We start from the raw sequence: 24,804 nt of genomic DNA, 5'->3' as shown, positions 1-24,804 counted from the left end.
AGGTGGGGGATCAAAGGGCAAAGCGCAGGCTGTTGAAGGGCAGCGGCGTTGTGGCCGGGGCCGCTGGCCCAGGCCTGGGCCGGGCGCCATCGCCCAGGGCGCGCTGCAGGAATTCGCGCGTGCGCTCGCTGCGCGGGCTGCCGAAGATCTGGGCGGCCGGGCCGTGCTCGACGATGCGGCCGGCCTCGGTGAAATACACCTGGTCGCTGACCTCTTCGGCAAAGCGCATCTCGTGCGTGACCAGCACGCAGGTCATGCCGTCCCTGACCAGGTCGCGGATCACGGTCAGCACCTCGCCCACGGTCTCGGGGTCCAGGGCCGAGGTCACTTCGTCGAACAGGATCAGCTCGGGCCGCATGGCCAGGGCGCGCGCAATGGCCACGCGCTGCTGCTGGCCGCCGGACAGCTCGCCGGGGTAGGCGGATTCCTTGTGGTCCAGGCGCACCTTCTGCAGCAGGGCGCGGGCCTCGCGCTCGGCCGTGGCGCGGTCGCGGCCGACCACGCGCGTGGGGGCGATGACCAGGTTCTCCAGCACCGACAGATGGGGGAACAGGTTGTACTGCTGGAAGACGAAGCCCACGCGCTTGCGCAGGGCGATCAGCTCGGCCTCGGTGCGCAGCTGGTCCACGCGCGTGCCCGCCACCGAGATGGCGCCGCGCTGGGGCCGCAGCAGGCCGGTGATGCAGCGCAGGATGGTGGACTTGCCCGAGCCCGAGGGCCCGATGATGGTCACCGCCTCGCCGCGCCGCACCTGCACGTCGATGCCTTGGAGCACCTGGTTGTCGCCAAAGGACAGGTGCACATCCTGCAGGTGGACCAGTGCGGGCGCCGTGCCTGCGGGGGCATCGGCCGTGGCGAGTTGGGAGAGAAAGGAGTCAGTGGCGTTCATGGCGTCGCTCCAATGCCCGGGTTGCCCGGCCGATGGGATAGCAATAGGCAAAGAAAAGCGCGAGCAGCGTGAAGTACACAAGGATGGTGAAGTCCGTGCGTGCCACGGTGTTGCTGGCGATCTGGGCGGTGTCCACCACGTCGTGCACGCCCACCAGCGAGGCCAGCGAGGTGCTCATGGTGATGCTGGCGTAGAGGTTCATCCACGGCGGCAGCATGCGGCGCACGCACTGCGGCAGCACGATGAGGCGGAAGATCTCGCTGCGGCGAAAGGCCAGCGACTGGGCCGCCTCCCACTGCGCGCTGGGAATGGACTGGATGGCGCCCCGGAAGATCTCGGCCACGTTGGCGCTGGTGGGCAGGGCCAGGCCCAGCACCACCTTGACCCAGTCGGGGAACGGAAAGGTCCAGCCCACCAGCTTCAGCTCGAACGGGAACACATAGGTGGTGAAGTAGATGAGCACCAGGATGGGCGCATTGCGAAACAGCTGCACATACCAGCGCACGCCCGTGCGCACGGCCGGCGTGGGCGACAGCGACAGGGCGCCCAGCACCAGGCCGGCCACGGTGCCGATGGCCACCGCCAGCACGCTGATCTCGATGTTGACCAGGAGGCCGCGCAGCAGCGCAGGCAGCCATTTCCACAGGTGCACGAAGGCGGGCGGGGCGCTGTCCGTGGCGGCCCAGCAGGCGCACAGGGCCAGCAGCGCGGCGCCTGCCATCAGCCAGGGGCTGCGCACCGCGCGCAGCAGGGCGGCGGGCAGGGGGCGGGGCGCGGCGCCGGGGTTCAGGGTGGCTTCATTGGCCATAGCCGGGCATCCTCAGGTGTTGTTCCAGCCAGCGGCCCGCCAGGCTGACCAGCCAGGTCAGCAGGCCGAACCACAGCAGGATGAGCAGCAGCAGCTCCAGCACGTTGTCGCGCTGCGACCAGATCATGATGGACTCGTAGGTCACGTCGCCCACGGCGATGGCCGAGGCCACGGCCGTCATCTTCACCAGGTCCACCAGGTTGTTGGTCAGCGAGGGCAGGGCAAAGCGCACGGCCAGCGGCAGCTGCACGCGCACCAGCAGCTGGCGCTGCGAAAAGCCCAGCGAGCGTGCCGCCTCCAGCGTGGTGGCGGGCACGGCCTCGATGCCGGCGCGCAGCGCCTCGGCATGGAACACGCCCTTGTGCAGCGAGACCACGATCACCACCCAGACAAAGGGCGTGAGCGGGTTGTTGCCCGCGCCCCAGTCGCGCAGCTGCTGGGTGATCAGCATGTTGAGCACCAGGAAGGCGCAGTACAGCTGCACCAGCGTGGGAGTGTTGCGCGTGACCTCCACAAAGGCGCGCGCAGGCCGCGCCAGCCAGGCGCGGCCCGAGGTCAGGGCCGCCGCCAGCGCCACGCCGGCCGCCAGGCTGCCGGCAATGGTCAGCAGGGCCAGCTGCACGGTCACGAACATGCCGCGCACAAAGGCCTGGCGCTCGGTCACGTCCAGCACGAAGGCGTAGTTCAGGCCCAGGCCCTTGAGCGCTTGCACGCCCTGGGCAAGCAGGCTGTCGTTCATGGCACGGCCTCCAGGGCGGCCGGCTGTGCATGCGCTTGCGCTTGTGCAGCGGGGTCTTTCAGCGCGGCCACGGCGCGTGCGATGCGGGCCGTGGCCTCGGCCAGCAGCTCGTCGCTGGCGGCCGTGGAGATGCGGAAGTACGGCGACAGGCCGTAGGCCCCGCCATCCACGGCAGCCACGCCTTCGGACTCCAGCAGCCATTCGGTCAGGTCGGTGTCGCTGGCGATGGGCTGGCCGTCCGGGCGCAGGTGGCCTATCAGCGCGCCGCAGTGCACAAAGGCAAAGAACGATCCGCCCGGCGGCAGCAGGGCCAGGCCCGGCACCTGGGCCAGCGCCTGGGTGACCCGTTGCGCGCGCCGCGCATAGGCGTTGCGGGCCTGCTGCACAAAGCTCTGGTCGGGCGACTGCAGCGCCGCCGTGGCTGCGGCCTGGGCCACGGAATTGGGGCCTGACGAGGCCTGGGACTGGATCACCACCATGGCCTGCACCAGCGCGGCCGGGCCTGCGCCCCAGCCGATGCGCCAGCCGGTCATGGCATAGGTCTTGGAGACGCCGTTGACCAGCAGCGTGCGCTCGCGCAGGTCGGGGGCCACCGCCAGCCAGTGCGCGGGGGCCTGGGGCGTGAACCAGATGTGCTCGTACAGCTCGTCCAGCAGCACCAGCACCTGCGGGTGCTGGCGCAGCACCTGGGCCAGGGCGGCCAGTTCCTCGCGGCTGTAGACGGCGCCCGAGGGGTTGCCCGGCGTGTTCAGCACCAGCCAGCGCGTGCGCGGCGTGATGGCGGCCTGCAGCGCGGCAGGCGTGAGCTTGAAGCCCTGCTCAATGCCGCAGTCCACGATGACCGGCGTGCCGTCGTTCACGCGCACGATGTCGGGAAACGAAGGCCAGTACGGCGCGGGCACGATGACCTCGTCACCCGCGTCCAGCGTGGCCGCAAGCGCGTTGTAGATCACCTGCTTGCCGCCGTTGCTGACGATGATCTGCCCGGCCTCGAAGTCCAGCCCGTTCTCGCGCCGGTACTTGGCGCTGATGGCCTGGCGCAGCGCGGCCGTGCCGGGCGTGGGCGTGTACTTGGTTTCGCCACGGGCCAGGGCCGCGATGGCGGCCTGCTTGATGGGCTCGGGCGTGTCGAAATCGGGCTCGCCCGTGGTCAGCGCAATGATGTCGCGGCCCTGGCGGGCCAGGGCCGTGGCCCGCGCGCTGGCCGCGGCATTGGGCGAGAGCCTGACGCGCTGCACGCGCTGCGAAAGGGGAAAGGGCGTGGTCATGGCGTGGGGCCTTCCTGGAATGCGGCGGCTGGCGCTGGAGAGACCTGCGGCAAGTCCTGCGGCAAATCGTCCGTCAGGGGCTGCAGCACCTTGCCGGGGTTGAGCAGGCCCAGCGGGTCGAAGGCCTGCTTGAGACGCCGCATGAGCTGCAGCTCCACGGCGCTTTTGTAGAGGGGCAGCAGGTCGCGCTTGGTCTGGCCCACGCCGTGCTCGGCGCTGATGGAGCCGCCGTGGGCGTGCACGCTGTCGTGCACCACCTCGTGGATGGCGTCTTCCTGGGCGAACAGTTGCGCGGGCGTGCTGTCCGGCGCGTGCGACACGTTGTAGTGCAGGTTGCCGTCGCCCAGGTGCCCGAAGGCCACGGGCCGCACGGCGCCAAAGCGCGCCTGCAGCAGCGCGGCCGTGGCCGCGAGAAAGTCGGGGATGCGCGAGATGGGCACCGACACGTCGTGCTTGATGTTGCCGCCGTCGCGCCGCTGGGCCTCGCCCAGGGCCTGGTCGCGCAGCCGCCACAGGGCCTGGCTTTGCTGCAGGCTCTCGGCAATGGCGGCATCGGTGACCAGGCCGTCCTCGAAGGCCTGGCCCACCACGCACTCGAAGCGCTGGCGCGCATGGTCCTCGCCCTCGCTGTCGGACAGCTCGATCAGCGCAAACCAGGGCGCGTTGAGCGCCAGCGGTATCGGCTGCTCGGGCACATGGCGGGCTATCAGGCCCAGGGCCGTGTCCGATATCAGCTCGAACGCCGTCAGGCTGGCGCCAAAGCCCGCCCGCGCCTGGCTGAGGAAGGCCACGGCGTCGCGTATGCAGCCAAAGGCCAGCAGGGCCGTGTGCTGGGCGCGGGGCAGCGGATGCAGGCGCAGCGTGGCCGCCGTGATGATGCCCAGCGTGCCTTCGCTGCCCACATACAGGTCGCGCAGCGCATAGCCGGTGTTGTCCTTGCGCAGCCCGCGCAGGCCGTCCCAGATCTCGCCCTCGGCCGTCACCACTTCCAGGCCCAGCACCAGCTCGCGCGCGTTGCCGTAGCGCAGCACCTGGGTGCCGCCCGCGTTGGTGGACAGGTTGCCGCCAATGGTGCAACTGCCCTCGGATCCCAGGCTCAGGGGAAACAGCCGGTCCGCATCGCGCGCCGCCTGCTGCACATGGGCCAGCACGGCGCCGGCCTCCACGGTCAGGGTGTCGTTGTCGGTGTCGATGGCGCGCACGCGGTTCAGGCGCGCCAGCGACAGCAGCACGGCATGGCCCGAGGCGTCGGGCGTGGCGCCGCCCATCAGCCCGGTGTTGCCGCCCTGGGCCACGATGGGCGTGCGGTGGGCGCGGCACAGGCGCACCAGCTGCGCCACCTGGGCCGTGTCGGCGGGCCGTGCCACGGCCAGGGCCTGGCCCGTGAGGCGGCCATGCTGGTCGGTCAGGTAGCCGGCCGCATCGGCCCCCGTGAGCACATGGGCGTCGCCCAGGGCCTGGCGCAGCGCGGTGATCAGGTCGGCGGGGCCGGTGATGTGGCCGCTGGTGCTGGTGCGGGTGCTCATGCGGGCGCCTTCCTGAACTTGTCGTGCAGCTGGTGCAGCAGCGGCGTGGGCGTCATGCCGTTGCGCTGCTCCACCTCGATCAGCCAGCCCGTGCGGTGCCAGTCCTGCACGATGCGGTCGATGGCCGCCTGCGTGTCGGACTCGCCCTTGCGCAGCCAGATCACCGAGGGCGAGGGAATGATGTCGGCGGGCGAGACGATCTCGTAGTCCTTCCAGTCCGCATTGCCGGCCACGAGTTCGCGCAGCGTGGGGCTGACATGCACGGCGGCCGCGCAGTTGCCGCCCTTGAGGGCCAGCAGCGACTCGGGCTGGCCCCGGAAGGCCTTGATCTGGGCGCCGTATTGATCGGCCAGCGGCTTGGTGAAATTGCTGCCCTGCGACACGCACACGGGCTTGCCGCGCAGGTCGTCCCACTGGCGCACGCCGCTGCCCTTCTTGGCGATGGCTGCGCCGCCGACTTCCTCGAACGGCGTGGGCACGAAGGACAGGATCTCGCTGCGCTCCTGCGTCCACTGCATGTTGGCGATCAGGATGTCCACCTTGCCCTGCTGCAGGAACTGCACGCGGTTGGACGGCTGGACCTGCACGGTCTCCACCCCCACGCCCAGGCCCTTGGCCACGCCTTCGGACAGCTGCACGTTGTAGCCCACGTGCCTTTGCGTGACGGGGTCGATGGTGCCGAACGGCGGCCCCGAAAGCATCACCCCCACCACGATCTTGCCGCGCTGCCTGATGCGGTCCAGCGTGGCGTCGGCATGGGCTGCCAGGGCCGTGAGGGCGAGCAGGGCCGCCAGTGCGGTGCGGACCGGCTTCATGGCCTGGCTCCCTTGGCGGCGGCCTGGGTTGCCTGCGTCGCCTGCACTTGTGCCTGCGCTGCCGCATACACCGCGAAGTCGTAGGGCGCGCGGTCGAACTGGCCCTTGAGCGCGCGCTCGTGGCGCTCGGCGATCCAGGTGTCGGGCACGCCGCTGGCGCGGGCCACCTTGAGCAGAAAGCCCGTGCGGTGCCAGTCCTGGATGGCCTTGTCCACAAAGGCCTGGGTGTCGGCCTCGCCGCGGCGCGTCCACACCACGGTGGGCGAGGGAATCAACTGGTCCTGCGTGCCCAGCTCGAAGTCCTTCCACTCGGCTGCATTCGGGCCGGTGAGCTTTTCATAGAGCGCGGGCTGGATATGGACCGAAGCCGCGCAGGTGCCGCCCTTGAGCGCCAGCAGCGACTCGGGAATGCCGCGCAGGCCCTTGACCACGGCGCCATAGCTCTCGGCCAGGGGCTTGGCGAAGTTGCTGCCCTGCGACACGCAGGCCACCTTGCCGCGCAGGTCTTCCCAGCGCTTGATGCCGCTGGCCTTGGCCACCAGGGCGCCGCCGCCGATGAGGTCATAGGGCGTGGGCGCGAACGAGAGGATCTCGCTGCGCTCCTGCGTCCACTGGATGTTGGCGATCAGCAGGTCCACCTTGCCGCTTTGCAGGAACTGCACGCGCGTGGAGGCCGTCACGGGAACCGTCTCCAGCGGTACGCCCAGGCGGCGCGCGATGTCGGCGGCCAGCTCGGTCTGGTAGCCGCCGGTCTTGCCGGTGGCGGGGTCCAGCACGCCGAACGGCGGGCTGGCACCGTCGATGCCCACGGACAACTTGCCGCGCTGCTTGATCTTGTCCAGCGTGGCGTCGGCGTGGGCGGCACCGGCGCCCAGCAGCAGGGCCAGGGCGGCGGCAAGGGGGGGAAGAAGGCGGGGCATGCGTGAATCCATCAGGGAACGGAAGGCCCCGCCCCGTCTTGCGGGGCCTGGGCCTGGGTGGTCGAAAAAAATAGGGTTGGACCGCCGTGGCGGCCGGCGTTCAGCTGGCGGACTTGAACTTGGCCTGCAGCTCGGGCAGCAGCGGGTTGGCCGGCTCTATGCCCACGCGCTTTTCGGCGGCGATCAGCCAGCCCGTGCGGTGCCAGTCCTGCACCACCTTGTCCACGGCGGCGATGGTGTCGGCCTCGCCCTTGCGGGTCCAGACCACGGAGGGCGCGGGCAGCACCTCGGTGGCGATGGGGGCCGAGTACTGCGCCCATTCGGGGTTGCTGCGCAGCAGCGGGTGGATCAGCGTGCTGTCATGCACGGCGGCCACGCAGTTGCCGCCCTTGAGCGCCAGCAGCGAGTCCGACGAGCTCTTGTAGCCATGCACCTGGGCGCCGTACTCGCTGGCCAGCGGCTTGGCAAAGCTGCTGCCCTGGGACACGCACACCGGCTTGCCGCGCAGGTCTTCCCACCTGGCAATGCCGCTGCCCTTGCGCACGGCGGCAATGCCGCCCACGCGGTAGAAGGGCGTGGGCGCATAGCCCAGGGTCTCGGCACGGTCGGGGTTCAGCTCCATGGAGGCGATCAGCAGGTCCACCTTGCCGGCCTGCAGGAACTGCACGCGCGTGGCGGTCTGCACCTGGACCAGCTCGGCCTCCACGCCCAGGCCCTTGGCCAGGGCGCGCGCCAGCTCGGGGTTCCAGCCCACCAGCTGCTGGGTGGACGGGTCGATGGAGCCGAAGGGCCCGCCATTGACCAGCACGCCAATGGTGACCTTGCCGCGCTGCTTGATCTTGTCCAGCGTGGCATCGGCCCGGGCCTGGGTGCAGGCCAGGGCCAGCGCGGCGGCGATGAAGGTCAGGGATGCGGAAAGGGTGGCGCGGGGCTGGCGGCGCAGGGTGGGGCTTGTGTGCATGGCGGGAGCGGGGCGGTCGGGACGAACGAAAGATGCGTACGCCCGCATCTTCTGGCCGCCCTTGACCCACGGCAACAAAGCTTTGGGAGCATGTTTATGCACTTTGCGTCGCTGCATCAGGGTGATCACCAGGGGAATGTGGGCCCGCGGCAGGGCAGGTCGATGGTGTAATCGCGACGGCCGGGGTGCTGCGCCCACCGGCCCCTCCCAGCGAGCCCTCTTCCATGCACCAAGCCCTAGCGTCCCTACTCGCCCCCCTTGCCTGCGCGGCCCTGCTGTGCGCCAGCCCCGTGGCCCTGGCCGCCAATCCCACGAGTTCAGGCAACTGCGAGGAAAACTCCACCAGCATGGCCGAGGTGCGCAGCTGCCTGCACGAGCAGAACGTGGCCATGGTCAAGGCCGCCTACGTATCGCTGTCGCTCAAGCTCAAGGCCCGCATGCCCCAGGCGTCGGAAGAGCTGGAAGTGGCGCAGAGAAACTGGGTGCAGTACGCGCGCAGTGCCTGCGAGTTCCTGGCCGAATTCAACTCGGCCAGCTTTGCCAAGGATGATGCGCGCACCAACTGCTGGAGCGACTTCGCCCGCGCCCGCGCCAAGCAGCTCAAGTCCTGGGAGATGCAGCTGGACAAGAAGCCCTGAGGGCGGGGACGCTGTTCACTGGTAGTTCAGCGTGAAGGTGGCCCTGCCGTTGGCCTGCCCCATGGTGACTGCCGCAGCGGTCTGCACGTACTTGGCAGTCAGCGGGATCTTGAATTGGGCAACGCCCTGGGCGATGGTGCCCGCACTCCACTGGTTGGTATTGCCGGGTGCGCTGGAGTCCGGTCCATATGCCAGCGGGACGCCATCCTTCAGTATCTGTATGCCTAGTCCGGTGGCCACCGGCTTGCCGCCGGTCGTGGTCTTGCTCAAGGTCAGGATGGTGCCCTGGTTGCTGGTGTCATTGGCATCGGTGAGCGTGACGTGGGGGCGCAGCACGCTGTCGGGCGCGCCGCCCTTGCAGTTCAGGACGATGTCGAATTGCTGGGGGATGGATGCGGCTTGGACGCCCGTGAATCGCTGGATGGGCACAGCGCCCAAGGGCACGGAAACGGCCGAGTTGGCGACCGTGCATGAGGGGCCGGTCACCACCCTGGTGGTGCCGGCCAGCTTGACGATCCCTGTGTTGCAGTAGCCGCACTGGAACAGCAAAGTGATGCTCATTGCCGGGTTTGATAGCCGGCCGCCTGCAATGCTGCCGGTTTTCACCAGCTCGATCCAGACGTCCTGTGCGCGTGCACCGTCCCCCCAGCGCCAACCCAAAGGACCTGAGTCGTTTTCTATGTGGGTGGTGATCGGCATGACTTTTCCGTCGGGGAAATAGGGCCCCCGCCATCTTCCCCACCAGCGGACTCCCAAACCGGGAAATTCGGTGCTGTAGACGTCGCTGTATCCAGGTGCCTTGGTGGCCGATTGAACATCGGCGTGTACTCCGGCGTGAGTGATATTTGGCGGGCCCTCGAAGGGGTCTCGCGTCGTGGTCAGACTCAGAATGACTGGTGCAGATTTCCAGAGTATCGATCCCGTGGGTAAATTTTCCGAGACTGTTATTTCGGCGGGAATCGTGATATTGCTGGTTACGGGGGAGAATTTTCCGCCGGCAAGGGCATTGCTATTCATCATTGTCGCTGAAATTCCGATGAGCAATACAAGCCGGTTGACATGCGACAAGAATGGGCGCTTGGAAGAAAGATGCATGTTCCTGATGCTTTCCAGGGTTGAAAGATGATTTTCTGAAATACCGAGGATTGGTGTTTCTATTATTTTCGTGATTGAAGACGGATCCAGGATACAAGGAGCATCGAATGCTTGGATGGATGGCTTCTTCGGGACTTCACGCAAGGCGCCCCTGAAGGCTGGGGGCGCTGTTCACTGGTAGTTCAGCGTGAAGGTGGCCCTGCCGTTGGCCTGCCCTGTCGTGACTGACTCAGCGGTCTGCACGTAGTTTGCGGTCAGGGGGATCTTGAATTGGGCAACGCCCTGGGCGATGGTGCCCGCACTCCACTGGTTGGTATTGCCGGGTGCGCTGGAGTCCGGTCCATATGCCAGCGGGATGCCATCCTTCAGTATCTGTATGCCTATTCCGGTGGCCACCGGCTTGCCGCCGGTCGTGGTCTTGCTCAAGGTCAGGATGGTGCCCTGGTTGCTGCTGTCGTTGGCATCGGTGAGCGTGACGTGGGGTCGCAGCTTGCTGTCGGGCGCGCCGCCCTTGCAGTCAAGGGTGATGTCGAAACTCTGGGAGCGGGTCGTGGAATGGATGCCCGTGAATCGTGAGGTGGTCACAATGCCCATGGGCACGGAGACGGCCGAGTTGGCGACCGTGCATGAGGGGCCGGTCACCACCCTGGTGCTGCCGGCCAGGCTGATAGTCGCCGGGTTACAGGGGCGGCATAGGAACTGCAAGTGGGCGTTCATTCTCAGGCCCGATATCTGGCCCGCCCCAATGTTGCCGGTCTTCACCAGCTCGATCCAGACCTCCTGGGTGCGTGGGCTGTCCCCCCAGTCCCAACCTAGAGCACCTGCGTTGTTTTCTGAGTTGGTGGTGATCGGCATGGCTATTCCATTGGGGAAATTGCGGCCCCGCCATTTTCCCCACCAGCGGACTCCCAAGCCGGGAACATTGGTTGCGTAGACGTCAGGGAATCCAGATGCCTTGGTTCCAGATTGAATATTGGCGAATATTTCGGCGCCCAAGATAGCGCTCGGGTCATTGAGGTTTCGCTCAGCGCGCAGGCTCAGAAGGAGTGGCACGGATTTCCAGAGTGTCGATCCCGTGGGTGAATTTCCCGGTACTGTTATTTCTACGGGAATCGAGATGCTGGCGGTTTCGGGGGAAAATACACCCCCGGCAAGGGCATTGCTGTTCATCATGGCCGCTGCAAGTCCGATGAGCAATGCAAGCCGGCTTGCATGCGACAAGGATGGGCGCTTGAAAGAAAGAGGCATGTTCCCGATGAATCCCATTGCTGTTGAATGATTTTTCGTAAACACTGGAGGCGGTGGCTGTGTTGCCCTGATTCATTCAGGATGGATCAAGAAAAGAACAAGGGATATCGAGTGATTTGATGGATGGCCCTTGAAGATTCTTTAATCTATGTCGAAGATGGGGGCGGTGCAATCAGGCTGGTCTGATAGTGAGTCATGGCCTGGGTCAGGGCAGGGGCAGGGCCGCCCATGCCCCGCTGTCAAGATGAAGTCCGGGCCGCCGAACCGGCCATGCTCCAGTGCGTGAGGGCCGATGGCCGGGCGGCAGATTGCTGCAGGTGCCGGTCCATCACACCACCAGGCAGCCCTGCCGGTCCGACAGGCCGATGGTGGCCTGCATGCCCGCCGTGAACTGCAGGTAGTCGGCCTCCATGCCGTCCGAGAAGATGACGCCATGGTCGGGCATGCGCGAGCGCAGGGTCAGCGGCTGGCCGGCGGTGACCTGGCCGTAGACCAGCTCTGCCGTGGAGGAGCGGCTGGGAAAGGGCTCGCGCACGGCGAAGTCCAGGCGTGGCGCATCCCAGGCGAAGGGCTGGTAGTCGAAGTCGGTGGACGCGCCGCGCACGGCGCGGGCAATGCCCAGGGAACCCGTGACGATGCTCTTGATCCAGGCAGACGAGCCCAGTCCCGTGGCGACGATGAGGCCGGAGGACGACTGGGACTCCTGCCGCTCGCCCAGTGCGATGTCGTACAGGGCCGAGGTATGGCTGCGCGGGCCGATGAACAGGTCGTTGGCGGCGCGCAGCACCTGGCCGTCGCTCAGGCGCGCTTCGGCCAGGGTGACGGCGCGCGTGGGGCGGCGGTTGGCGGCCACGTCGCCCAGCAGGGCGGCCAGGTCGGCGGGGGCGAAGGGCAGCAGCAGGCCGTCCCAGCGCGCGGGCTCGGGGTTGACGCCGATGAGCGGCTGGCCGTCCAGGTATTTCATGGTGTTGGCCACCATGCCGTCCTGGCCCAGCGCCACCACGATGTCGTCGGCGCCGAAGACGAAGTTGGGCACCAAGGCGCGGTCCACGATCTGGTAGCGGCCGCGTGCCTCCAGCGCCTGCACCACGGCCTGCAGGGCGGCGGCGTAGGCGGCGCTTTCGCGCAGGTAGTCGCCGAAGTCGGCACCCAGGTGCTCGATGTAGAAGCGCGCCTGGGACAGCGTGTGGTACCTGGCCACCAGCTCATCGAGCCGCGTGCGCCGCACCACCAGCACGGTCTTGCGTTCATTGGCGTTCACGGCGGCTCCTTGCGGGTTCGGGATCGGCCACGGCGGCTGCATGGCCTGCACCGGCGCCCATGAGCGACTGCAGCAGCTCGGGCGAGACATTGAGCTGGCCTATGCGCTCGGCCTTCTCGGCAATGCCGCCAAAGGCCTGGGCGATGAGCTGGCCCGGCTGCATGCCCACGGCGGCCAGCGATTGCACGATGCGCGGGTCGGCCTTCTCCAGGGCCTGCATGACGGCGCCCACGCGGTAGGCCTCGGCCTCGGCCAGGGTGCGGCTGTTGGCGGCCTGGCCTTCGACGAAGTCGCGGCGGCTGGTCTCCAGCGCCACGTCGGCGGACATCTGTTCGGCGCGCAGCTCGTTTTCCTTGCGCATCTGGGCGGCCTTGGCTTCCAGCTGGGCGTCGCGGATCTGGCGCTTTTTCCTCTCCACGGCCACATCGGTATCGAGCTCGTTCTGGCGGATGGCGCGCTCGTTTTCCACGGCGGCCATGCGGCGGGCATAGACGGCGTCATCGGCGGCCTTGAGGTTGGATTCGCGCGCCTCGGCTTCCAGGGCGCGGGCGATGTCGGGCGTGGGTTTGACGGCCATGACCGAGACGCCCAGGATCTCCAGCCCCAGGGCCGCGATCTCGGGCTGGGCGGCCAGCTCCTGCTGGGCCGTGCGCGCAATGAGTGCCGAGGAGCGCAGTGCCTGCTTGAGCTCCAGCGCCTGCACGGCCTGCTGGATGATGACCTCGGCCTGCATGGTCACGCGGTCGCCCAGGCGCTGCGGGTCTTCGGACATGTATTTCTGGCCGTCGCGCGCCAGGGAGAAGTCCATCAGCGTGGCGGTCTGGCGCGGTGTGCTGATGCGGTAGGTGACCTGGCCCTGCACCGTGACGCTCTGGAAGTCGGCCGTGACCAGCTCCAGCATGAAGTGGCAGTCCTGGCTGCCCACGGGCACGGCGACCAGGGTGGTGGTGGGCGCGTAGTAGAAGAAGGACTGGCCCGCACCCTCGCGCACCACCTTGCCGGCGCGGAACTGCATGAGGTGGACCGTGGGTTGGGACTTGATGAAACGGATGCCGAACATGGTGCTTCTCCTTTAAGTTGTTCTGTACAACTCGTATGGGTTGCATAGTGCAACTTAAAATCCTGCACGTCAAGCACAATCCATCCCATGGCCGAAAAAAACTCCCCATCCCAGCAGGGCGCGCTGGACTTCCCGCGCCCGTTCACCACGGTGGACGTGGTCATCTTCACGGTGGCCGACGATGCCCTGCAGGTGCTGCTGGTGCAGCGCCCCACGGCGGGCAGCGAGCCGTTTCCGGGGCTGTGGGCGCTGCCTGGCGGCTTTGTGGATGTGGGGCAGGACGCAGACCTGCTGGCCTGCGCGCGGCGCAAGCTGCTGGACAAGACGGGCGTGGACAGCCCCTACCTGGAGCAGTTGGGAAGCTGGGGCGGCGCGGCGCGCGACCCGCGTGGCTGGTCGGCCACGCATGTGTATTTCGCGCTGATCCCGGGGCACGACCTGATCCTGGCCAAGGGCGCGAATGCGGCCGATGTGTCGTGGTTTGCCGTCGATGAACTGTTGCGCGAGCCTGCGCTGGCCTTCGACCACGGCGAGATCCTGCGCGCAGCGGTGGAGCGGCTGCGGGGCAAGGTGGAATACACCTCGCTGCCGGCCTTTCTGCTGCCCGAGCCCTTCACGCTGCCGCAGCTGCAGCAGGCCTACGAGGTGGTGCTGGGCCGCCCGGTGGACAAGAGCGGTTTTCGCACGCGCATGATGGCGGCCGGCTTTCTGGTGGAGGCCGGCCAGGTGGAGGGCATGTCACGCCGCCCCGCCATGGGCTATCGGCTGGCCGACCGCAGCGCGCCCGTGGTGTTCCCGCGTACCTTCAGTCCCAGGGGCTGAGCCGGCAATCGGTCAGGCGCTTCAGTTGCCCAGCAGGCTGCAAAAGCGCTGCATGTCCACGTTGCCGCCGCTCAGGATGATGCCCACGCGGCAGCCGTGCAGCTCTTCGCCCCTGTGGCGCGCGGCGGCCAGTCCCAGGCAGCCGGTGGGCTCGGCCACGAGCTTCATGCGCGTGGCCAGGAAGCCCATGGCATCGACCAGTTCGGCATCGCTGGCGGTGAGGATGTCGGTCACGTCGCGCTGGATGATGGGGAAGGTGATGCCGCCCAGGTGCTGGGTCTGGGCGCCGTCGGCAATGGTCCTGGGCGTTTCGATGTGGACGATGCGGCCCGCGCGCAGCGACTGCTGGCCGTCGTTGCCGGCCTCGGGCTCCACGCCGTAGAGCGCGCAGTCGGGGCTGAGCGCGCGCGTGGACAGGGCGGTGCCCGACAGCAGGCCGCCGCCGCCCAGCGGCACGAACAGGGCGTCCAGCGGGCCGGTTTCCTCGAACAGTTCCTTGGCGGCCGTGCCCTGGCCGGCCAGCACGTCGGCATGGTCGTAGGGCGGGATCAGGGTCAGGCCGTGGCGCTCGGCCAGGTCGCGGCCGACCTGCTCGCGGTCTTCGGTATAGCGGTCGTAGACCACCACCTGGCCGCCATAGCCCTTGGTGGCCGCCACCTTGGCGGCGGGCGCGTCGTGCGGCATGACGATGGTGGCGGGAATCTCCAGCAGCCGCGCGGCCAGGGCGATGGCCTGGGCATGGTTGCCCGAGGAAAAGGCCACCACGCCGGCCTTGCGCTGCGCGGGGCTGAAGCGCGACAGGGCGTTGAAGGCACCGCGGAACTTGAAGGCGCCCATGCGCTGCAGGTTCTCGCACTTCAGAAAGACGCGGGCGCCCAGCGCCTCGTCCAGCGTGCGCGAGGTGAGCACGGGCGTGCGGTGGGCATGGCCCTGGATGCGCCGGGCCGCCGCGGCCACGTCGTCATAGGTGGGAAGAAGGCTTGTCATCGGTAGCGGAGAAAGAGATGTGGATCGGGAGTGGCCTACTTGGCGTAGCTGTAGACCGTGGCGCGCGACACGCCCAGGTGGGCGGCAATGGTCTCCATGGAGCGGCGCACGTCGAGCAGGCCGGCGCCCTTGAGTTCGCGGACCAGGGCGCGGCGCTCCTCGGGCTTGAGGGCGCGCGGCGTGGTCGCCAGGCGGGCCGCGAACTGGTCGATGCGGGCGCGCACCGTGTCGGCGCCTGCGCCGGCGCCCGTGGGGTCCAGCATTTCGCGCGCCGGGGTGTCGCCGCTGACGGCGGCAAAGCGGTTGAGCATGCCCTGGAAGCCCTGGAACATCGTCAGGTCCACATTCATGCACAGGGCGGCGATGTAGCGGCCCTCGGAATCGCGTATGCCGATGGACGTGCTCTTGGCCTGGCGGCCGTCGGCGAACTGGTTGGGATAGTTGGCGATGACCTGTTCGAAGCCGGGGTCCAGGATGCGCGCCAGTCCCAGCTCCGTCGCGCCCTGGCCGACCTCGCGGCCCGACAGGTTGTTGTGGATGGCCAGCACCGCATGGGAAGGGTCGAGCAGGTCATGCACCACCACCTCGCAGAACGGGGCAAAGGTCTGGCCCAGGCCTTCGGCGATCTGGGCCACCTGCTCCAGCAGCTGGCGCTGTTCGGGGGTTCGTTCGTTCATATTGGACATTTTGTTTTTAATTGGACAAAATGTCAAAACCCAGATGACTTCTTTGTGCTTTCCACCATGTTCGACACCCTTGTAGACCTGCTGCAATCCCAGGGCGCGCGTTTTCGCGTGCTGGAACATCCGGCCGAAGGCCGCTCCGACCTGGTCGCCGAAATCCGGGGCACGGCGCCCGGCCAGGGCGCCAAGGCCATGCTCTGCAAGAGCCGCGACGCGGCAGACAGCGCGCAGCTGTTTCTTGCCGTGCTGCCCGGCGACCGCAAGCTGGACTTCAAGCGCCTGGCCCAGGCCGTGGGCGTGCGCAAGGCCACGCTGGCCTCGCCCGAGGAGGCCCGGGCCGCCACGGGCTGCGTGATGGGATCGGTGCCGCCGTTCTCCTTCAACCCGCAGGTGCGCCTGGTGGTGGACCCGGCCCTGGTCGAGCGCTTTGGCGAGATCGCCTTCAACGCGGGCCGGCTGGACCGCTCCATCGTGCTGGACTCGGCCGACTATGTGCGCATTGCCCGGCCCGTGCTGCACAGCCTGAGCGGGAATGGCGCCGATTGAGCCCGGAGTGCGCCCGGATTGAACCCGGATTGAACCCGGATTGACCCTGGCGCGGGGCTGCGCCCACAATCGTCGGCAACGTCCACATCTCCTTGCCTGACCATGTCCACCCCTGCGAAGCAGCACCCTGACCGGCCCGATGCGGCCGGCTTTGTGCGTGCGGCGCTGACTGCTGCCCTGGCCCAGGCGCAGTCGCATCTGGCGGTTTTGGAGGGCGGTGGCAGCGATGCCGAGACCATCCACCAGCTGCGCGTGGCCCTGCGGCGCCTGCGCACCGTGCTGCGCGAATGCGCGGGGCTGGCGCCCGGCATGCGCGCCGAATGGGATGAGCCCCTGGCCCGGGCCTTTGCGCAGCTTGGCACGCTGCGCGACGCCGGCACCCTGGCCGACGTGGTGCGGCCGCTGCTGCAGGACGCCCATGCGCCCCTGTGCGAATGGACCGTGCCAGCTGCCGGGCAGGCCGACGCGGCCGCCGCGGTGCGCGAGCCGCAGTTCCTGCAGACGCTGGCCGAGATCCATGCGCTGGCGCAGGCACCCGCAGGAAAGCGGCAGCCCGGCCTGGCCAGCCTGTCTGCCGCAGGCACGCGCAAGTACCTGGTGCGGCGCCTGCAGCGCCTGCACCGCCAGGTGCTGCGCGATGGCCGGCACTTCGACCGCCTGCCGCTGGCGCAGCAGCACCGCGTGCGCAAGCGGCTCAAGCGCCTGCGCTACCTGGCGGACTTTGCGCAGGAATTCGCGCCCGGAATGTGGCCCGGCAAAAAGGGCCGGCGCTTTGCCGAGGCGCTGGTGCCCGCCCAGGACGCGCTGGGGCTGCACAACGACATGGCCGTGGCGGCCGCGCATTTCCATGCCGAGGCCGGCACGGACCCGCGCGCCTGGTTCGCCGCCGGCTACCTGCAGGCCCGCCTGGCCACCAGCGCGCGCAGCAGCCGCCGCGCGCTGCGGGCGCTGGCCCGCGTGCCGGGCTTCTGGGCTGGGCGCCATCAGCGATAATCCGCCGCTGGCGCGCCGGCGCGGTCCCTGGGCCGTGGCGGTGCGCTGTTGCTGAAGGTGCCCCATGCCGTTCGCCGGCCAGGGGTTCAACGGGAAGCAGGTGCGCGATGCCATCGAGATGGCCGCTCGCAATGCCTGCGCTGCCCCCGCAACGGTCAGCGGAATACAACTCCCCACGCTGGCGCGCCACCCACGGGTCACGCGCCGCAAGCCACTGTGTCCTCCTCGGGCATGGGAAGGCGGGGATGCCTGCCGCAGCGCGCCCACCCTGCGCGCCGCAGCGTTCCGCAAGCCCGGATACCGGCCTTCTGCATTGCTTTCGGACGCCGCGGGAGTGCGCCTGTCCGGTCCGGCCCCAGCCTGCGCTGCCGTGGCCGGCTCCGGCGTGCGCGCTGTGCGGCGTGGTTCAGACGATAGGCCCCGCGGGTGAGTGGGGCAGTTGGGTTCAACGCATGCGCTTCGCTTCTTCGGCCGCCGATTCCTCCGGCCTTCTCTCTGTTCTTCCTCTTGTCTCCAGCCTGCGGCCCGCAGCGGCCGCCGTCCTGCTGGCCAGCTGCGCTGCAGCGGCCGGCGCCGCGCAGGAGCCGGCTTCCGGGCGATCCACGGACTCCGCCGACGATGCGCTGGACGCCGTCTTCGTGACCGCCACCGCGCGGCCCGAGGCGCGCAGCCGCATCGCGGGCACCACGCAGACCATCGACCGCGAGGCCATAGAGCGCTCCAGCGCGCGCTCGGTCACCGACCTGCTGGCCGAGAACGCCGTGGGCTTTCTCAGCGAATGGACGGCGGCCCAGACCTCGATGAACCTGCGCGGCGCCTCCACCGACGGCCAGGGGCGCGACTTCCGCAGCCAGGTGCTGGTGCTGGTCAACGGCCGGCGCGCGGGCACGGCCAACCTGTCCAAGCTCAGCCCCTCGGATGTGGAGCGCATCGAGATCGTGCGCGGCCCGTCCTCGGTGATCTACGGCAGCCAGGCCATGGGCGGGGTGGTCAACATCATCATGAAGAACGGAGCTACGGCGCCTGGCACGCGCGCCCAGGTCCAGGCCGGTTCATGGGACCTGTGGCGCACCGATGCGCAGACGGCCGGCGCCAATGACCGCTTCGACTGGTACTTCGGCGTGAGCGCAGGCGGGCGCGGCGACTACGAGTCGGGCGATGGCGGCACGCGCATGGAGAACACGGGCTGGAAGCGGCGCGGCGCCAGCGGTGCCCTGGGCTGGCAGCTGCACGAGCTGCACCGCGTGGAGCTGCAGCTGCGCACGGACGGCATCTACAACGCGGGCTTTCGCGGATCGGGCGCCAATATCCACAGCCGCGACAACCGCAGCAACCGCTCGCTGGACCTGACCTACGAGGGCGCACTGCCCGGCCAGCGCCTGAGCTGGACGACCCACCTCTACAGCCTGGTCGATACCGATGAGTTCAACTGGGCATCGCCCGTGATCCGCTCGGGCAACAGCGCCGTGCCCGGCACGGCGCGCGACTACAACCACCGCCAGCTGGACGCCACGGGCCTGCGCTTTCAGCCGCGCCTGCGTGTCAGCCAGACCAATGACCTGCTGATGGGCTTTGACTGGGAGCGCAGCAAGCTGCGCTCCGACCGCCTGCGCGTGGCCATGCCGGGCGGCCCTGCGGGCCAGGTCGCGCCCTACGACAACAACCAGACCGAGCAGGTGCATGCGCTGTACTTCGAGGACGCGCAGACCCTGTTCGACGATCGCCTCACGCTGCGCGCCGGCCTGCGCAAGACCTGGGGCACGACGCGTTTCGACGATACGCCCAACCTGGCCCTGGCCCAGGCCAGCACGCGCGACTACGACAACCACACCTGGTCGGCCGGCGCCACCTGGAAGGCCACGGACCGGCTCACGCTGCGCGCCGCGGCCTCCACGGGTTTCCGCGCGCCCACGGCCACCGAGCTGGCCTCGGACTTCACGGCCGTCGGCGGTGGCCGCACCTTCGGCAACCCCAACCTCAAGCCCGAGACCAGCCGCCAGATCGAGGTCGGCGCCGCGCTGCAGCAGCCCGGCTGGCGCGTGGATGCGGCCCTGTTCCAGAACACCATCAGCGACCGCATCATCACCGTCTCGCGCGGGGCCACGACCAACACCTCGGACTACGCCAACAACGCGGCCGACATCGTGGCGCGCGGCCTGGAAATGCAGGCCGACATGGACCTGGCGCGGGCGCTGGACCTGACGGGCCACCAGCTCAAGGCCTGGGCTGGCGGCTACTACCACTTCAGCATGCGGGACAAGGGCTCGGCCGCCTCCGCCAATACCGACAAGGTGCAGCGCATGTACCGCTACGAGGCCTCGGCCGGCGTGCGCTACGGGCGCGGCAGCGGGCGGCTGCAGGGCGACTGGAGCCTGCAGCTGTCCACGCTGCTGCGCGGTCCCATGTGGTACGACACGGAAGAGGCGCTGCTCATCCCGCAGGGCGAGCCCAGCAGCACCTTCATCCACCGCAAGGGCGCCTTCACCATCTGGAACCTGCGCGCCGACTACCGCGTGTCGCCGGGCGTCAAGCTGTTCGCGGCCGTCAACAACCTGTTCGACCTGAACCGCCATCCCATCTTCATCGCGCTGGACCGTGCGCCCTGCATCGCCAACCCGGCGTACCAGAACGGCGGCTGCGGAACGTCGATGGCGGGGCGCGAACTCATGGTCGGCTTGCAGGCGGAGTTTTGAGGACCATGGCATGAGGCAATCCAGCACCACGCGCCGCCAGTTGCTGCGCCAGGGCGCGGCGGCGGCCCTGGCCTGCGGCCTGCCCGCGGCCTGGGCCGACACCGTCGCTGCAGGCGGGCCGGTGGTGCTGCAGGATGCGCTGGGCCGGCGCGTGGAGATTGCCGCGCCGCCGCAGCGCATCGTCTCCATCTTTGCCTCCAACACCGAGCTGGTGGCCGCGCTGGGCCTGCTGGACCGCGTGGTGGGCGTGGAGGATTTCACGCGCTTTCCGCCGGGCGTGGAGCGCATTCCCAAGGTGGGCGGGCGGCTGGGGTTCTCGGTGGACGCCGTGGTGGCGCGCCAGCCGGACCTGGTCATCGTCACGCCCGCGCGCCAGGCGGCGCACCAGCTGGTCGATCCCATGGAGCGCATCGGCGTGCCGGTGATGGTGCTGCTCAGCCGCTCGCTGGCCGAGGTGATGGACAACCTGCGCCTGGTGGCCCGCGCCACGGGCGTGCAGGCGCGCGGCCAGGCGCTGGCCCTGGCGCAGGAGGCGCGGCTGCTGCGCGTGGACCGGCAGGTGGCCGGCGAGCCCCGGCCGCGCGCCCTCATGGTCACGGGCCGGCTGGGCAACGGCATGCTGCTGGCGGCCCGGCCGGGCACCTATACGGGCGAGGCCATGGTGCGCGCGGGCGCTTCGTTCGCGCTGGACGGCCTGGGCACCGTGCCCCAGGTCTCGCCCGAGGCCGTGCTGGCCGCCGACCCCGACGTGCTGCTGTTCGCAGGCACCCAGGAGGCCATGCAGGACCTGATCGGCCAGCGCGGCTGGCGCGACCTGCGCGCCGTGCGCGGCGGCCGGGCCACCACGGTGGCGCGTGCCGAGTTCCTGATTCCCGGGCCGCGCACCTTTGGCGGCGTGGAAAAGCTCTCGCGCTGGCTGCACCCTGCGGCCTGGGCCGGGGAGGCCGCATGAATTTCCTTTCATATCCACCCGCGTGGCGCCCCTGGGCCGGTGCGGTCCTGCTGCTGCTGGCCAGCCTGTTGCTGGCCGCCTGCGCGGGCCACCAATGGGCCAGCCCGGCCGACCTGCTGGCCGCGCTGGGCGGCGAAGACAGCCTGCGCAGCCGGCTGCTGCTGCAGTGGCGCGTGCCGCGCGTGCTGGCAGCCGCCCTGGTGGGCGCGCTGCTGGGCCTGTCGGGCGCCATCTTCCAGGGTGTGTTCCGCAATCCGCTGGCCGAGCCCTATCTGCTGGGCGCCTCGGGCGGCGCGGCGCTGGGGGCGACTGTCGCCTTGCTGGTTCCCATGCATTTATTGTTCGGCCTGCCCCAGGCATGGACGCTGCCCGTGCTGGCTTTTGCGGGCGCCTGGGGATCGACCGTGCTGGTGCTGGCCGTCTCGCGCGTGGCCGGTGCCACCGATGCGGCCGGCATGCTGCTGGCCGGCGTGGCGCTGGCGGCCGTGCTGGGCGCGCTGCGCTCGTTCCTGATGCTGGCGCTGTCCGATGAGACGGTGAGCCTGCAGGTGGTGCTCAGCTGGGTGCTGGGCGGCATACAGACGCCGTCCTGGAGCGGGCTGGGCCTGCTGGCCGGCGCCTCACTGGCCTGCCTGGCCGGGGCCATGGCGCTGGCGCGCGGGCTGGACCTGCTGGGCCTGGGTGCCGATGCGGCCCAGGGCTTCGGCCTGGACGTGGCGCGCTTCACGCCGCTGGCCGTGCTGGCCGGCTCGCTGGTGGTGGCCGTGGCCGTGGCCTATGGCGGGTTGGTGGCCTTCGTGGGGCTGGCTGCGCCGCACATCGCGCGCTGGATGGCGGGCCCGCTGCACCGTGCGGCCCTGCCGGCGTCGGCGCTCACGGGCGCCATCATCGTCACGCTGGCCGACGCCATTGCGCGCAGCGTGCTGCCGCCGGCCGAGATCCCGCTGGGCCTGGTCACGGCCGTGGCGGGCGGGCCCTTCTTCATCGTGCTGCTGGCGCGCAGGCTGAGGTCCGCATGAACGATCAAGCCATGGACGACGCTGTGCCACGCCTGCAGGCCCGGTCCCTCACGCTGCGCCGCCGTGGCCGCAGCGTGCTCGACGCCGTCTCGCTGCAGCTGCCCGCTTGCGGCGCCGTGGCCCTGGTCGGACCCAATGGCGCAGGCAAGTCCAGCCTGCTGTCCCTGCTGGCGGGGCTGCAGGCGCCTGCATCCGGCAGCGTGCTGCTGGACGGGCAAGACATTGCAACCCTGCCCGTGGCCGAGCGTGCACGCCGCGTGGGCTACATGCCGCAGCGCTTTGCGCCGCACTGGGACCTGACGCTGTCCGAGCTCATGCACATGCGGCTGGCGGGCCGGGGTGATGTCGAGGCGGCCATTGCCGGCGCCGGGCTGCAGGATTTCACGCGCAGGCGCTGGTCCACGCTGTCCGGCGGCGAGCAGGCGCGTGCGCTGCTGGCTACCGTGCTGGCCACCGACCCGCCCGTGCTGCTGGCCGACGAGCCCGGCGCCGCGCTGGACGTGCGCCACCGCCTGGCCCTGGTGCAGGCGCTGGCGCAGCGCGGGCGCGAGCGGCTGGTGCTGGTGGTCATGCATGACCTGGACCTGGCGCTGGCGCACTTCGGGCGCGTCATCGTGCTGGACCAGGGGCGCATTGCGCTCGATGGGGCCCCTGCCGAGCTGCTGCATGCGCCGGGGCTGGATGCCGTCTTCGGCGTGGATTTCGAGCGCATCGATGCACCCCCGCAAACCTTGCTGCGCGCGCGGCTGAAACAGGAGAACTGAATCCATGCGCATCGATCTGGCCGGCTGGACGCGCGATGCCACGCGCGGCGGGCACCGTGAATTCCTGGCGCTGTTCGAGCGCGCCGAGCGCCTGGGTTTCGAGGGCGTGTGGTTCAACGAATTCCGCGTGCCCGATACCGCCTGGCCCTATCCCTCGCCCCTGCTGCTGGCCGCCGCCGTGCTGGCGCGCACCGAGCGGCTGCGCGTGGGCACCTCGGTGCTGGTGCTGCCGCTGCACCATCCGCTGATGCTGGCCGAGGAGATTGCCCAGCTGGACCTGCAAAGCGCGGGCCGCATCGACGTGGGCATAGGGCGGGGCACGGAACCGGCCGCGCTGCGCGCCCTGCAGATCGATGCGGACAGCACGCGCGAGCGCTTCGAGCAGTCCTGCCGCATCCTGGTGGAGGCGCTGTCCGGCAGGCCCATCGCAGCGGGGCAGGGGCCGTGGAGCTTCGAGGACCGGCCCGCCCTGCCTTCGACCGTGCAGCGCCCGCATCCTCCCTTGTATGTGGCCGGCTCCACGGCCGAGACCCTGGGCTTTGCCGTCGATCAGAATCTGCCCCTGCTGCTGAGCCTGGAGCCGCCCGAAGGCATGCAGCTGGAGCGCCTGGAGGCTGCCGCGCAGGAGCGCGGGCGCGATGCCGCCGCGCTGCGCGCGCGCTCATCGCTGGCGCGCTATGTCTGCATCGGTGCCGATGAGGCCACCGTGCAGGCCCGGCTGGCCACGCTGTGGCCGCAGCTGTACCAGCGCCGCGTGTACTTCGCGGGCAAGCGCGGCGTGCCGGCCGACCAGGTGCCGCCCATCGATGTGCCGCGCGTGCTGGCCGAGCAATTCATCCATGGCACGCCCGGGCAGTGCCATGCGCAGATCACCGCCTTGCGCGAGCGCACGGGCATTGGCCAGCTGCGCTGCGTCTTCAACGCCAACGGCCTGTGGAGCGATGCCCAGGCCCTCGCCGGCATGGAACTGTTTGCGCAGGAGGTTCTCCCTTCATTGCGCAGCGCCTTGCCTTTCGCCACCGTCTGACTTCCTCTTTTTTCTGGAGAACATCCCATGCAAACCGCCAAGATTCCCGCCACCATCGTCACCGGCTTCCTGGGCAGCGGCAAGACCACGCTGCTGCGCCACATCCTGGACAACGCGGGCGGCCGACGCATCGCGGTCATCGTCAACGAGTTCGGCGAGCTGGGCATCGACGGCGAGATCCTCAAGGGCTGCGGCATCGGCTGCGACGACGAGGGCAACGAGCGCGAAGGCGCGCTGTACGAGCTGGCCAACGGCTGCATGTGCTGCACGGTGCAGGAGGAGTTCTTCCCCGTGATGCGCGCGTTGGCCGAGCGCCGCGACCAGATCGACGCCGTGATCATCGAGACCTCGGGCCTGGCCCTGCCCAAGCCCCTGGTCCAGGCCTTCCAGTGGCCCGAGATCGCCAACGTGTTCACCGTGGACGCGGTGGTCACCGTGGTGGACACGCCAGCGGCCGCCAGCGGCCAGTTCGCCGCCAATCCCCAGGCCGTGGACGAGCTGCGCCGCGCCGACCCCAACCTGGACCATGAATCGCCGCTGCACGAACTGTTCGAGGACCAGCTGGGCGCGGCCGACCTGGTGGTGCTCAACAAGACCGACCTGGCCGATGCCGAGGCCCTGGCGCGCGTGACTGCCCTGGTGCGCGAGGAGCTGCCGCCCGAGGTCAAGATCGTGCAATCGTCCCAGGGCCGCCTGCCGCTGGACGTGGTGCTGGGCCTGGCCAGGGCGGCCGAGACCACCATCGACCAGCGCGTGAGCCACCATGACCACGACGAGGACCATGACCACGACGACTTCGACTCCTACGTGATCGACCTGCCCGCCGTGGACCGCGACCGCCTGCTGGCCGCGCTGGAGACGCTGGTGGAGCAGCACAGCATCCTGCGCGTCAAGGGCTTTGCCGACATCCCGGGCAAGCCCATGCGCTGGCTGCTGCAGGGCGTGGGCCGCCGCTTCGACCACCACTTCGACCGTGCCTGGCGCGAGGGCGAGCAGCGCGGCACGCGCCTGGTGTTCATCGGGCAAGACCTTGACGAAGCAGCGCTGCGCAAGGGCCTGGAGAATGTGGCCGCCTGACCTTCCGATTCCG

The 24,804-nt window shown here is 69.3% G+C and carries 25 protein-coding genes and 1 riboswitch; of the genes, 11 read left to right on the top strand and 14 right to left on the bottom strand.

Going from position 1 to position 24,804, the window contains the following annotated elements; translation table 11 throughout:
• Positions 1 to 10: 10 nt before the first annotated feature.
• From A9976_RS14800 to A9976_RS14765, 8 genes are all read right to left on the bottom strand, one after another.
• Entirely contained in the window at positions 11 to 889 is an 879-nt protein-coding gene (locus tag A9976_RS14800) for an amino acid ABC transporter ATP-binding protein (RefSeq protein ID WP_232245712.1), read from the bottom strand.
• Positions 876 to 1,697 (bottom strand): amino acid ABC transporter permease, encoded by an 822-nt coding sequence (locus A9976_RS14795; RefSeq protein WP_183019638.1) that lies wholly within the window; start codon positions 1,695 to 1,697, stop codon positions 876 to 878. Before A9976_RS14795 ends, A9976_RS14800 begins: the two co-directional genes overlap by 14 nt.
• Positions 1,687 to 2,436, bottom strand: a complete 750-nt coding sequence (locus A9976_RS14790; RefSeq protein WP_183019637.1) for an amino acid ABC transporter permease — start codon at positions 2,434 to 2,436, stop codon at positions 1,687 to 1,689. The genes A9976_RS14795 and A9976_RS14790 overlap by 11 nt, the downstream gene beginning before the upstream one ends.
• Positions 2,433 to 3,704, bottom strand: a complete 1,272-nt coding sequence (locus A9976_RS14785) for an aminotransferase class I/II-fold pyridoxal phosphate-dependent enzyme (RefSeq protein WP_183019636.1) — start codon at positions 3,702 to 3,704, stop codon at positions 2,433 to 2,435. Before A9976_RS14785 ends, A9976_RS14790 begins: the two co-directional genes overlap by 4 nt.
• The gene (locus A9976_RS14780) at positions 3,701 to 5,230 is read right to left on the bottom strand and encodes an FAD-binding oxidoreductase (protein ID WP_183019635.1); all 1,530 of its coding nucleotides are present in this window, start codon (positions 5,228 to 5,230) and stop codon (positions 3,701 to 3,703) included. Before A9976_RS14780 ends, A9976_RS14785 begins: the two co-directional genes overlap by 4 nt.
• Complete coding sequence (locus tag A9976_RS14775; protein ID WP_183019634.1) at positions 5,227 to 6,045, bottom strand: transporter substrate-binding domain-containing protein; 819 nt, start codon at positions 6,043 to 6,045, stop codon at positions 5,227 to 5,229. Before A9976_RS14775 ends, A9976_RS14780 begins: the two co-directional genes overlap by 4 nt.
• Positions 6,042 to 6,965, bottom strand: coding sequence for a transporter substrate-binding domain-containing protein (locus tag A9976_RS14770; RefSeq protein WP_183019633.1), 924 nt, complete (start codon positions 6,963 to 6,965; stop codon positions 6,042 to 6,044). Before A9976_RS14770 ends, A9976_RS14775 begins: the two co-directional genes overlap by 4 nt.
• Before the next feature lie 100 nt (positions 6,966 to 7,065).
• Complete coding sequence (locus A9976_RS14765; RefSeq protein ID WP_183019632.1) at positions 7,066 to 7,926, bottom strand: transporter substrate-binding domain-containing protein; 861 nt, start codon at positions 7,924 to 7,926, stop codon at positions 7,066 to 7,068.
• A gap of 224 nt (positions 7,927 to 8,150) precedes the next feature.
• Between A9976_RS14765 and A9976_RS14760 the strand changes: the two genes are divergently transcribed.
• On the top strand, positions 8,151 to 8,564 hold the full coding sequence (locus A9976_RS14760; protein ID WP_183019631.1) for a lysozyme inhibitor LprI family protein: 414 nt from the start codon (positions 8,151 to 8,153) through the stop codon (positions 8,562 to 8,564).
• Between the two features lie 15 nt (positions 8,565 to 8,579).
• On the opposite strand, the gene A9976_RS14755 is transcribed toward A9976_RS14760, so the two are convergent.
• Both A9976_RS14755 and A9976_RS14750 read right to left on the bottom strand, forming a co-directional pair.
• Positions 8,580 to 9,803, bottom strand: a complete 1,224-nt coding sequence (locus tag A9976_RS14755; RefSeq protein WP_259649207.1) for a fimbrial protein — start codon at positions 9,801 to 9,803, stop codon at positions 8,580 to 8,582.
• A gap of 27 nt (positions 9,804 to 9,830) precedes the next feature.
• Positions 9,831 to 10,514 (bottom strand): fimbrial protein, encoded by a 684-nt coding sequence (locus A9976_RS14750; RefSeq protein ID WP_232245714.1) that lies wholly within the window; start codon positions 10,512 to 10,514, stop codon positions 9,831 to 9,833.
• Between the two features lie 220 nt (positions 10,515 to 10,734).
• Between A9976_RS14750 and A9976_RS14745 the strand changes: the two genes are divergently transcribed.
• The gene (locus tag A9976_RS14745) at positions 10,735 to 10,938 is read left to right on the top strand and encodes a hypothetical protein (RefSeq protein ID WP_183019707.1); all 204 of its coding nucleotides are present in this window, start codon (positions 10,735 to 10,737) and stop codon (positions 10,936 to 10,938) included.
• 297 nt (positions 10,939 to 11,235) lie between these two features.
• Here the strand turns inward: A9976_RS14745 and A9976_RS14740 are convergent, their stop codons facing one another.
• Positions 11,236 to 12,168 carry a sugar kinase gene (locus A9976_RS14740; RefSeq protein ID WP_183019630.1) on the bottom strand — a complete coding sequence of 311 codons (933 nt, stop codon included), beginning with the start codon at positions 12,166 to 12,168 and terminating at the stop codon, positions 11,236 to 11,238.
• Complete coding sequence (locus A9976_RS14735) at positions 12,155 to 13,228, bottom strand: SPFH domain-containing protein (protein WP_183019629.1); 1,074 nt, start codon at positions 13,226 to 13,228, stop codon at positions 12,155 to 12,157. Before A9976_RS14735 ends, A9976_RS14740 begins: the two co-directional genes overlap by 14 nt.
• Positions 13,229 to 13,315: 87 nt before the next feature.
• Between A9976_RS14735 and A9976_RS14730 the strand changes: the two genes are divergently transcribed.
• Positions 13,316 to 14,050 carry an NrtR DNA-binding winged helix domain-containing protein gene (locus A9976_RS14730; RefSeq protein ID WP_183019628.1) on the top strand — a complete coding sequence of 245 codons (735 nt, stop codon included), beginning with the start codon at positions 13,316 to 13,318 and terminating at the stop codon, positions 14,048 to 14,050.
• Between the two features lie 21 nt (positions 14,051 to 14,071).
• On the opposite strand, the gene A9976_RS14725 is transcribed toward A9976_RS14730, so the two are convergent.
• Together A9976_RS14725 and A9976_RS14720 are read right to left on the bottom strand one after the other, a co-directional pair.
• Complete coding sequence (locus A9976_RS14725; RefSeq protein ID WP_183019627.1) at positions 14,072 to 15,037, bottom strand: threo-3-hydroxy-L-aspartate ammonia-lyase; 966 nt, start codon at positions 15,035 to 15,037, stop codon at positions 14,072 to 14,074.
• 35 nt (positions 15,038 to 15,072) lie between these two features.
• Positions 15,073 to 15,714 carry a transcriptional regulator gene (locus A9976_RS14720; protein WP_183019626.1) on the bottom strand — a complete coding sequence of 214 codons (642 nt, stop codon included), beginning with the start codon at positions 15,712 to 15,714 and terminating at the stop codon, positions 15,073 to 15,075.
• 66 nt (positions 15,715 to 15,780) lie between these two features.
• Here A9976_RS14720 and A9976_RS14715 point away from each other — a divergent pair, with 66 nt between their 5' ends.
• The 8 genes from A9976_RS14715 to cobW all read left to right on the top strand — a co-directional run bounded on the left by A9976_RS14715 (position 15,781) and on the right by cobW (position 24,791).
• Positions 15,781 to 16,266, top strand: a complete 486-nt coding sequence (locus tag A9976_RS14715; RefSeq protein ID WP_183019625.1) for a YbaK/prolyl-tRNA synthetase associated domain-containing protein — start codon at positions 15,781 to 15,783, stop codon at positions 16,264 to 16,266.
• A 102-nt stretch (positions 16,267 to 16,368) separates the two neighbouring features.
• A complete protein-coding gene (locus tag A9976_RS14710; RefSeq protein ID WP_183019624.1) occupies positions 16,369 to 17,259 on the top strand; it encodes a CHAD domain-containing protein in 891 nt (296 codons plus the stop codon).
• Between the two features lie 38 nt (positions 17,260 to 17,297).
• Positions 17,298 to 17,583: riboswitch (cobalamin riboswitch) on the top strand.
• Between the two features lie 128 nt (positions 17,584 to 17,711).
• Positions 17,712 to 19,952 (top strand): TonB-dependent receptor, encoded by a 2,241-nt coding sequence (locus tag A9976_RS14705; protein WP_183019623.1) that lies wholly within the window; start codon positions 17,712 to 17,714, stop codon positions 19,950 to 19,952.
• A gap of 10 nt (positions 19,953 to 19,962) precedes the next feature.
• Positions 19,963 to 20,904, top strand: a complete 942-nt coding sequence (locus tag A9976_RS14700; RefSeq protein ID WP_183019622.1) for an ABC transporter substrate-binding protein — start codon at positions 19,963 to 19,965, stop codon at positions 20,902 to 20,904.
• Entirely contained in the window at positions 20,901 to 21,923 is a 1,023-nt protein-coding gene (locus A9976_RS14695) for an iron ABC transporter permease (protein ID WP_183019621.1), read from the top strand. The genes A9976_RS14700 and A9976_RS14695 overlap by 4 nt, the downstream gene beginning before the upstream one ends.
• Positions 21,920 to 22,687, top strand: coding sequence for an ABC transporter ATP-binding protein (locus tag A9976_RS14690; RefSeq protein WP_183019620.1), 768 nt, complete (start codon positions 21,920 to 21,922; stop codon positions 22,685 to 22,687). Before A9976_RS14695 ends, A9976_RS14690 begins: the two co-directional genes overlap by 4 nt.
• Before the next feature lie 4 nt (positions 22,688 to 22,691).
• The gene (locus A9976_RS14685; RefSeq protein WP_183019619.1) at positions 22,692 to 23,714 is read left to right on the top strand and encodes an LLM class flavin-dependent oxidoreductase; all 1,023 of its coding nucleotides are present in this window, start codon (positions 22,692 to 22,694) and stop codon (positions 23,712 to 23,714) included.
• A 27-nt stretch (positions 23,715 to 23,741) separates the two neighbouring features.
• Positions 23,742 to 24,791, top strand: a complete 1,050-nt coding sequence (gene cobW, locus A9976_RS14680) for a cobalamin biosynthesis protein CobW (RefSeq protein ID WP_183019618.1) — start codon at positions 23,742 to 23,744, stop codon at positions 24,789 to 24,791.
• Positions 24,792 to 24,804 lie beyond the last annotated feature (13 nt).

The organism is Delftia sp. UME58 (assembly GCF_014170385.1).
GTDB classification, from domain to species: Bacteria; Pseudomonadota; Gammaproteobacteria; order Burkholderiales; family Burkholderiaceae_C; genus Comamonas; species Comamonas acidovorans.
Note: the sequence above shows the minus strand (reverse complement) of the source record. Positions and strands in the feature narration are given on the sequence as shown.